Source organism: Paractinoplanes rishiriensis (genome assembly GCF_016862375.1).
In the GTDB taxonomy this organism is placed as follows: domain Bacteria; phylum Actinomycetota; class Actinomycetes; order Mycobacteriales; family Micromonosporaceae; genus Actinoplanes; species Actinoplanes rishiriensis.
On the sequence record NZ_BOMV01000063.1, the window covers coordinates 135,889 to 143,551 of the forward strand.

The 7,663-nt window shown below is 72.4% G+C and carries 7 protein-coding genes and 1 tRNA gene; 5 read left to right on the forward strand and 3 right to left on the reverse strand.

Annotated elements, in window-relative coordinates; translation table 11 throughout:
• Window positions 1-47 precede the first annotated feature (47 nt).
• Window positions 48-716: a DUF2238 domain-containing protein gene (locus Ari01nite_RS30190; RefSeq protein WP_203785599.1), complete on the reverse strand. Its 669-nt coding sequence runs from the start codon at window positions 714-716 to the stop codon at window positions 48-50.
• A gap of 168 nt (window positions 717-884) precedes the next feature.
• Between Ari01nite_RS30190 and Ari01nite_RS30195 the strand changes: the two genes are divergently transcribed.
• Window positions 885-2,162, forward strand: a complete 1,278-nt coding sequence (locus Ari01nite_RS30195; RefSeq protein ID WP_203785600.1) for a cytochrome P450 — start codon at window positions 885-887, stop codon at window positions 2,160-2,162.
• A gap of 37 nt (window positions 2,163-2,199) precedes the next feature.
• Here the strand turns inward: Ari01nite_RS30195 and Ari01nite_RS30200 are convergent, their stop codons facing one another.
• Together Ari01nite_RS30200 and Ari01nite_RS30205 are read right to left on the reverse strand one after the other, a co-directional pair.
• Window positions 2,200-3,252, reverse strand: a complete 1,053-nt coding sequence (locus tag Ari01nite_RS30200; protein ID WP_203785601.1) for a glycoside hydrolase family 26 protein — start codon at window positions 3,250-3,252, stop codon at window positions 2,200-2,202.
• Window positions 3,253-3,483: 231 nt separating this feature from the next.
• Window positions 3,484-3,807 (reverse strand): STAS domain-containing protein, encoded by a 324-nt coding sequence (locus tag Ari01nite_RS30205; protein WP_203785602.1) that lies wholly within the window; start codon window positions 3,805-3,807, stop codon window positions 3,484-3,486.
• 110 nt (window positions 3,808-3,917) lie between these two features.
• Here Ari01nite_RS30205 and Ari01nite_RS30210 point away from each other — a divergent pair.
• From Ari01nite_RS30210 to Ari01nite_RS30225, 4 genes are all read left to right on the forward strand, one after another.
• Window positions 3,918-3,990 (forward strand) — tRNA-Gly (locus tag Ari01nite_RS30210).
• A 26-nt stretch (window positions 3,991-4,016) separates the two neighbouring features.
• Entirely contained in the window at window positions 4,017-5,141 is a 1,125-nt protein-coding gene (locus Ari01nite_RS30215; protein WP_203785603.1) for an NAD(P)H-dependent flavin oxidoreductase, read from the forward strand.
• On the forward strand, window positions 5,138-6,658 hold the full coding sequence (locus tag Ari01nite_RS30220; protein ID WP_203785604.1) for an acetyl-CoA acetyltransferase: 1,521 nt from the start codon (window positions 5,138-5,140) through the stop codon (window positions 6,656-6,658). The genes Ari01nite_RS30215 and Ari01nite_RS30220 overlap by 4 nt, the downstream gene beginning before the upstream one ends.
• A 50-nt stretch (window positions 6,659-6,708) precedes the next feature.
• Window positions 6,709-7,650, forward strand: coding sequence for an NAD(P)/FAD-dependent oxidoreductase (locus Ari01nite_RS30225; RefSeq protein WP_203785605.1), 942 nt, complete (start codon window positions 6,709-6,711; stop codon window positions 7,648-7,650).
• The last annotated feature ends 13 nt before the right edge of the window (window positions 7,651-7,663 follow it).

Below are 7,663 nucleotides of genomic sequence, written 5' to 3' on the forward strand. Positions count from 1 at the left end.
CACCGGCAGCCCCGGCGACCGGGCCGTCAAGCCGGACCGGCGGCTGCTCATCGACCTGCTGGTGAGCGGGGCCGTGCAACCGTCGACAGTGTCTTGACCGGGCGCCGGCGCGCCGCGGCGACCGCCGTGCCGACGATCGCGCCGAGGGTGGCCAGGGCCATGTCCCGGTGCGCGTCCCACATGTCGCCCTGCTGGCCGTTGTAGGCCTCGGCCGCGCCGGCGCCCAGCGTCATCGCGATCGCCCATTCGAACAGTTCGTAGAACGCGCTGGTGGACAGCACGATCTCGACCGCGGCGAGGGCCGCCGGGCGGGTCCGCCAGCCGCGCCAGTCGCACAGGGCGCGGAAGATCACCGGACCGAAGACCAGGCCGTACGCGAGGTGCACGAGCCGGTCGAAGTGGTTGCGCTGCCAGCCGAACATCTCGGACAGGCGGAACCCGAACACCGCGCCGGTCCAGTCGTCGTAGGGCACGAACGAGTAGATCCAGCGTGCCGCGATCGTGTGCAACGTCAGGAACACGACAATCAGGAGGAACGACGAATAGGGCAGCGGCCGGCGCCGCTGCAGGACGAGCAGCGCGACCACGCCCACGGCGGTGAGCGAATGGTGCAACGCCTGCTCCACCGGGTACTCCGGGCGCACCCACGTAGCGGCCATCACCAGCAGGAACGCGAGCAGCGTCCGGCGGTGCGCCCGCGGCAGCCAACTGTCCATCCGCCGTATTCAACGCAGCCCTGATCACAGCGCCGTCGCGGTGGCGTCTCGGGTGTGCTCCGGCGTGTTTGTGAAGAATTTCCTCGCCGAGCGGCCGCGATTTCTTGTACCGCCGTGTGATCATGCTCCGCATACGTCGACCGAGGCGGTGGAGGAGTTCCGGTGGGCATGACGTCGCTGGTGTCCGCGGTGCGGTCACAGGTGCTGGGACTGGTCGCGCGCCGGTTCAACGGGGGAGCGGGACCGTACGCCGGCCTGTCGCTCCTGCCTGACAAGATCCTCTTGCCGTTGCACCGGACCGGCCTCGACCCGGTGCCGGAGATGGACCAGCGCCTGGCCGAGCAGCCGGTGAGCCGGATGCCGCTGCCCTTCGGGATGCGGGCCTGGCTGGTCGCCGGCTACGAGCCGGTCCGGCAGGTGCTGGGCAGCGTGGACGGCTACAGCAACGACTTCGGCAAGTTCGCCGGCCGGGTCGGCATCAACGTGGCGGTCGAGCCGGGCGGACTCGGGTTCGCCGACCCGCCGGTGCACACCCGGCTGCGCAAGATGCTCACCCCGGAGTTCACCATGCGGCGGCTGGCCCGGCTGCAGCCGCGGATCGAGGCGATCGTCGGCGGCCGGCTGGACGCGATGGCCCAGGCCGGCGGCACCGCCGACCTGTGGCACGACTTCGCGCTGCCGATCCCCGCACTGACCATCTGCGAGCTGCTCGGCGTCCCGTACGCCGACCGCGACTACTTCCAGAAGCTGAGCACCGCCCGGTTCGACCTGGCCGAGGGCGGCGGCCCGGCGCTGGACGCGGTCGGCGAGTCGCTCGACTACCTGGGCGGGCTGATCGAGCAGCAGCGCCGCGAGCCGGGCGACGGGCTGCTCGGGTCGCTGATCCGGGCGCACGGCAGCGACATCGACGACCGGGAGCTGGCCGGGCTGGCCGACGGGGTGCTGACCGGCGGCCTGGAGACCAGCGCCAGCATGCTGGCCCTCGGCGCGCTGCTGCTGATGACCGACGAGAGCCTGGGCGCCCGGATGCGGGCCGGCGACGGCGTCGACAGGATGGTCGAGGAGCTGCTGCGCTACCTGACCGTGGTGCAGGTGGCGTTCCCCCGGGTGGCGGTCCGCGACGTCCGGGTGGGCGACGCCGACATCCGGGCCGGCGACGTGGTGATCTGCTCGCTGAGCGGCGCCGACCGGGACAGCCCGATGGGCGTCCGGCCGCACCGGGTCGACCCGGACCGGGCGGCGGCCCGCTCGCACATGGCGTTCGGCTACGGCATCCACCGCTGCATCGGCGCGGAACTGGCCCGGATGGAGCTGCGCACCGCGTACCCGGCCCTGGTCCGGCGGTTCCCGGCGATGCGGCCCGCGGTGCCGCCGGCCGAGCTCAACTTCCGCCGGGCCTCGATCGTGTTCGGCCTGGACGCGCTTCCCGTCGAGCTGGGCGAATAGGCCGAGCCGCCCGGCAGAAACCGGGCGGCTCGATTCGCTACTTGCTGATGCGTACGTTGAAAATGGGGTTTTTGGCGAGGTTGCGGAAGGCGGCCAGGCTGGACGGCGAGCTGTCGATGCTGATGTCCCGGTCGCCGAACAGGTCCTTCTTGGTGTCGAAGTAGACGATCGCCTTGACCGCCGGGCGCTTGGCCAGCTCGGGCAGCACGCTGTTGAACTGCGCCGCCTTGTCGACGACCTGTCCGACCCGGTGGTAGGCGCCCCACTCGGCCACCATCAGCGGCTTGCCCGGGTGCTTGGTGGTCGCCCAGCTGTAGAACGCCTCGCCGCCCTTGGCCCGCCGGTCCAGCAGGTCACCGAACAGGCCGTGGTGGTAGTAGCCCGGCTCGGCGCTGACGTACGAGTCCAGGCCGATCCAGTCCACCACGTCGTTGCCCGGGTAGAGGTCCTTCCACCAGCTCCGGCCCATCCACTTCTCGTTGCCCATGTAGGCCATGACGCTCACCGCGTTGGTGACGCCCTGGGCGCGCAGCCGCTTGGTGACGTAGCGGTACGAGGCGGCGAAGTCCTTGGCCGTCATGCCGGAACCGGCCTCCGGGCGTACGTCGTCCTCGGGCTCGTGGTTGAGCACCAGGAAGAACTTCTCCGGGAAGGTGGCCTTCACCCGGGCGGCGAACGCGTCGATCCGCGCGTTGTGCTTGCCGGCCGCGACGGCGGCCCAGGTCGTGCCGTACTCGACCCGCCAGTTCAGCAGCAGCACGCGCGGCTTGGCCGGGTCCCGGGTCATCGCGATCTCGGCGGCGGTCGGGAACTTCTCGTCGCCCTTGTGGTAGGTGTGGAAGATCGTCGCCGTCCGGCCGCTGAGCTGCTCCCAGTTGCGGTGCTCCAGGTCGCGCGGCTTGCCGGTGAAGCCACCCGCCGCGACCCCCCACAGCACGTTGCAGGTCGGAACCAGCTTGGCGCCGGTGACGCAGGCCCGCTTGGCCGGAGCCGTCGGGGCGGTGGCGGCGTGGGCCGCCATCGGACCGGCGAGTGCGACGCCGACGCCGGCGACCAGGGCGGCCAGCGAAGTCACGGACTTGCGAAACATGAGCGATCTCCCCCGCGTTGTCCGGCCGTGTTGTCGGCCGGGCATGGGAAGAGATTCCGGGGCCGGCGGTGCACGCCCGGTGCCCGCGCGGGTGCGTCCCGGTTGCGGTGCGAAGACCCCTGGTCGATCGGGTCCTGCGATCGGCGGGGGAGGGTTCCGGTTGAGTGTTCCGGTCCCTCTCTCCGGCGTTTCCCGCCCGCGCCTCCGGGGTTCCGGCGCAGCGGCGGCCGGTCAGCCCAGGCCGAACACGTGGCCCAGGCCGGTCACCTCGACGGCCTTGCGGACCGGCGGGGACGGCTCGGCCAGGGTCAGTGTGACCCCGTGCGCGGCGGCGCTGTTGCGGGCGCTCACCAGGGCGCCCAGGCCGTACGAGTCGATGAAGTCGAGGCGGCTGACGTCCACCCGCAGGTAACGGCAGCCGCCGGCGCCGGCCGTGGCGGCCAGGCTGTCGCGCACCTCGTCGGCGCGGTCGATGTCGAGCTCACCGGACAGCGCGGCGACCACCAGGCCGTCCGGGTCGGCTGGCTCGTACGAGATGGTGGGGTCGTTCGCCATTGCAGGAATGCTACCCGCGCCCTGATCAAGTGACACTTCCCGCGACGCGGCGAAAGTGGCGCGGGGCGGATGACCGCGCCGGCGGACCGATCCGGTATGGTCGTGGCAACGCGGACGTAGCGCAGCTGGTAGCGCATCACCTTGCCAAGGTGAGGGTCGCGGGTTCGAATCCCGTCGTCCGCTCTTTGACTCCCCTCGGAGGACGCACGGTGCGCACCCCACTCACCGAGCTGCTCGGCATCAACCACCCGATCGTGGGCTTCAACCGTTCCCCCGGCGTGGTCGCCGCGGTCACCAACGCCGGCGGTATCGGCGTGCTGGCCGCGTCCATGTACACCCCGGCGGAACTCGACGCCCAGCTCACCTGGATCGAGGAGCAGGTCGGCGGCCGCCCGTACGGCGTGGATCTGCTGGTGCCGGAGAAGTTCGCCCCCGGCGACCCGGACGACCTGATCGCCAGCCTGCGCGCCCAGATCCCGGCCGAGCACCTGGCGTTCGTCCGCGACCTGCTGGCGAAATACGACATCCCGCCGGCCCCCGGCGCGGTGCTGCACGACGAGATCCTCGCCGCCTTCAACCCGGCCGGCGCCGCGGAACTGCTCGACGTCGCGTTCCAGCACCGCATCTCGCTGGTGGCGAACGCGCTCGGCACCCCACCGCCCGACCTGGTGGCGCGCGGCAAGGCGGCCGGCGTGGTGGTGGCGGCCCTGGTCGGCCAGGCGAAACACGCCCAGCGCCAGATCGAGGCCGGCGTCGACCTGCTGATCGCCCAGGGCACCGAGGCGGGCGGCCACACCGGCACGATCGCCACCATGGTGCTCACCCCCGAGATCGTCGACCTGGCCGGCGACCGCCCGGTGCTGGCCGCCGGCGGCATCGCCACCGGCCGCCAGATGGCCGCCGCCCTGGCCCTGGGCGCCGCCGGCGTGTGGTGCGGCTCGGTGTGGCTGTCCAGCGCCGAAGACATCGCCAACCAGGCCATCAAGCAGAAGTTCCTGTCCGCCACCAGCAACGACACGCTCCGCTCACCGACCCGCACCGGCAAGCCGGCCCGCCAGCTGCGCAGCGCCTGGCACGACGAGTGGGCCGCCACCGGCAGCCCCGGCCCGCTGCCCATGCCGCTGCAGCCCATGCTGGTCGACGAGGCCTGGCAACGCATCGACGCGGCGGCCGAGGCGGGCCACCCGGGCGGCGTGGCCCTGGAGTCGTTCTTCGTGGGCCAGGTGGTCGGCTCATTCCAGAACATCCGCCCGGCAGGCGACATCACCCGGGAAATGGCCGCCGACTGCGAACGCACGATCCGAGCGCTGGCCGGCGGCCTCGGGCCCACATGATCGACCCGCGGACGCCGGTGATCGTCGGCGTGGGGCAGGCCGCGGAGCGGCTCGACGACCCCGGGTACCTGCGCCGGTCCGCCGTCGAGCTGGCGGCTGCGGCGGCCCGGGAGGCGCTGGCCGACACCGGGGGTGATCCGGGTGCGGTGGCGGCCGCGGTGGGGACTGTCGCGGGCGTGCGGCAGTTCGAGATCTCGGTGCCGGGGGCCGAGGTGCCGCTGGGGCGGTCCGACAACTTTCCGCGTTCGGTGGCCGGGCGGATCGGTGCCCGGCCCGGGCGGGCGGTGCTCGAGGTGACCGGCGGGCAGGCGCCGCAGCATCTGGTCAACGAGTTCGCGGCGGCGATCGCGGCGGGGGAGTGCGGCGCGGTGCTGCTCTGCGGGGCGGAGGCGATCTCGACCGCCGAGCGGTTCACGAACGCCGACGACCGGCCGGACTTCACCGAGCACGTCGGCGGGCAGCTGGAGGATCGCGGGTTCGGGCTGGACGGCATGTTTTCGATGTCGCTGCTCGCCCACGGGGCGACCGAGATGACCAGCCAATATGCGCTGCTGGAGAACGCCCGCCGGGCCCGGCTCGGCCTGTCCCGGGAAGCGTACGCCGACGCGATGGGCCGCCTGTTCGCCCCGTTCACCCGGGTGGCGGCGGCGAACCCGTACGCGGCCGCTCCGATCGAGCGCGACGCCGTGGAACTGGCCACGCCCAGCGCGGCGAACCGTCCGATCGCCGACCCGTACACCCGGTACCTGGTCTCCCGCGACAAGGTCAACCAGGGCGCCGCGGTGCTGCTCATGCCGGTCGCCGAGGCCCGCCGGCTGGCCCTCCCCGAGGACCGCTGGATCTTCCTGGCCGGCCATGCCGACCTGCGCGAACGCGACCTCATGGACCGCGCCGACCTGTCCACGTCACCGGCCGCGGTACTGGCCGCCCGGCACGCCCTCGAGGTCGCCGGCATCACCGCGGCCGACCTGGCGACGATCGACCTGTACAGCTGCTTCCCGATCCCGGTCTGGACGGTCGCCGGCGCGCTGGGCCTGGCCCACGACGATCCGCGCGGACTGACGGTGACCGGCGGCCTGCCCTTCTTCGGCGGCGCCGGCAACAACTACTCGATGCATGCGATCGCCGAGACCGCTCAGCGCCTGCGGCGTACCCCTGGATCTTGGGGTTTTGTCGGCGCGAATGGCGGAGCCATGAGCAAATACTCCGCGGGCGTCTACCGGAGCGGCCCACACGAATGGGCGGCCGACGAGAGCGCGAGCCTGCAGGCAGCGCTGGACGCGCGAGAGGCGCCCGGCGAGGTCGAGGAGGCTTCCGGCTGGGCGACAATCGAGACATTCACCGTCAAGCACGGACGGGACGGCCGCCGCTCCGGCATCGTGATCGGCCGGCTGGAGGCGGACGGCCGGCGGTTCCTGGCGCGCGGGCCGGGCGACTTCCTGAGCGAGGGGTCGCCGTTCGGCCGGCGGGTGCAGGTGCGCTGGACCGGCCTGCGCAACGAGGTCACCCTTTGCTGAAGTGGCAACGTTCGTTGCCCAGCCGGCGGCCAGGTCGGCATCGTCGAGGCATGGAGAACAACTACGAGGTGATCGTGATCGGCGGCGGGGCTGCCGGTCTCAGCGGGGCCCTGATGCTGGCCCGGTCGCGGCGGTCGGTGCTGGTGATCGACGCGGGTGCGCCGCGCAACGCGCCCGCCGACGGGGTGCACGGCCTGCTCGGCCGCGAGGGCATGCCGCCGCTGGAACTGGTCGAGCGGGGCCGGGCCGAGGTGCGTGGTTACGGTGGCGAGGTCGAGCAGGGCTCGGTGATTGATGCGGTACGTGACGGCGACCAGTTTGCGGTGACCTTGGGTGACGGCCGTACGGTTCGCGCGCGCCGGCTGCTGGTGACCACCGGGCTGGTCGACGAGATCCCGGACGTGCCCGGTTTGCGCGAGCGGTGGGGGCGGGACGTGGTGCACTGCCCGTACTGCCACGGCTGGGAGATCCGCGACCAGGCCATCGGAGTGCTGGCCAGCGGCCCGATGTCGGTGCACCAGACCCTGCTGTTCCATCAGCTGAGCCGGGACGTGACGCTGTTCCTGAACGGCCGCCCGCACCCGGAAGGCGACGAGGCGAGGCAGTTGGCGGCCCTGGGCGTGCGCATCGTCGAGGATCCGGTGGCGGCCATCGAGGTCACTCAGGGTCAGATCTCGGGTGTACGCTTGGTGAGCGGGACGGTCGTGCCGCGACAGGCGGTGGCGGTGGCCTCGCGGATGGTGGCGCGGGCCGGCTTCCTGACCTCGCTGGGCCTGAAGCCGGTGGATCACCCGTCCGGCATGGGCGAACACATCCCGGCCGACGCCACCGGCCGCACCGAGGTGCCCGGGGTGTGGGCGGCGGGCAACGTGACGGATCTGTCGGCCCAGGTGGGTTCCGCTGCGGCTGCGGGGGCCTTCGCGGGCGCGCAGATCAACTTCGACCTGGTGGCCGAGGACGCCCGGGCCGCGGCGGCCGCGATGACGTCCTAGGTCGGGTTGCGCC